Genomic DNA, 988 nt, shown 5'->3' with positions numbered 1-988 from the left:
TGGATAGCGTTAAAAAGCTCCATGCCTCCGATTTTTTTCTTAAAATAATCATCACAAATAACAACAAAATCGTAAAAACAAAGCTCATTTATCCTTTGCTGCATTTCCTTGACAAAATCAAACTCCCAATTTTCATAGCTGCCTAATTGCAGCCAATCAATTTTTTCTTTTGACTTCTGAGAAAAACGAATAATTACATCAATTTCGCTTTTGTCCTGTAATTCTATATAATCTTTAACTGTCATACTACCGCTACCCCCTTTCTACCTTCAATTAAATAAGACGCTGCATAAAGCATTGCATCAATTAAGTGGTCATTCCCGTCCATCGGTATTTCTGCTTTTTTATCCAGCCATGTCCAGCCGTTTAACTCTCGCATAAGATTGTAACTATCCTCAACAATTATTTTAAATTCTTTGATTTTTTTTATTGTTTCGTTTTTCCTGTTTTTAATTGCCGGGACGATATTAAGCCCTAAACGTCTAAGGTCAATTATCGTCCTCGGCGAAGCACTATCGGCAACAATAAGATTTTTAGCTCCAGTTGTCAGCAAAAGCTTGCGGTATAGTTTATCAGTTGAGTTTCCGCTTTCATATAGCATTTCTTTTACGTATATAATGTTTCTTTTCTTATCAACTGCTACTTTTACGCATGCGTCCGGATCCCGGACGCCAAAGTCCAAACCAAAAACAAATGGCAAAGAGTTGTCAAATTGTCCAACATCATAAGGTAAGATAGCATCCTCCAGCTGTCCCCAATCGCCCAACCCATAAACTTTATACCAGTTCGCCCAATCTGGGTTATCCTTTTTACTCTCAATAAACCTTTTTTCATTTTCTGCGATAAATGGGTTATCCAAATAATTGGAACGGATAACTATGTAATTATTTTCTTTCCCTAAAATGTGTTCATTTAACCAAAATTCAGCCGAAGGGTTGAAGTCCAAAAACGTTGCCCTCTGCACTCGTGAATAAAATTGCAAAAAAAC

2 protein-coding genes are annotated in these 988 nt (G+C 36.2%); both read right to left on the bottom strand.

Annotated elements, in window-relative coordinates; genetic code table 11:
* Window positions 1-245: hypothetical protein (locus N2692_03085; GenBank protein MCX8016251.1), on the bottom strand; the 245-nt coding region annotated here is incomplete at its 3' end.
* A partial coding sequence (locus N2692_03080) for a terminase large subunit (GenBank protein MCX8016250.1) occupies window positions 242-988 on the bottom strand: 747 nt, incomplete at its 5' end. The genes N2692_03085 and N2692_03080, both read right to left, overlap by 4 nt.

It is taken from the genome of Patescibacteria group bacterium, assembly GCA_026415775.1.
GTDB lineage: Bacteria > Patescibacteriota > Minisyncoccia > UBA6257 > JAAZHW01 > SKW32.
This window is presented reverse-complemented; position numbering and strand designations above follow the sequence as displayed.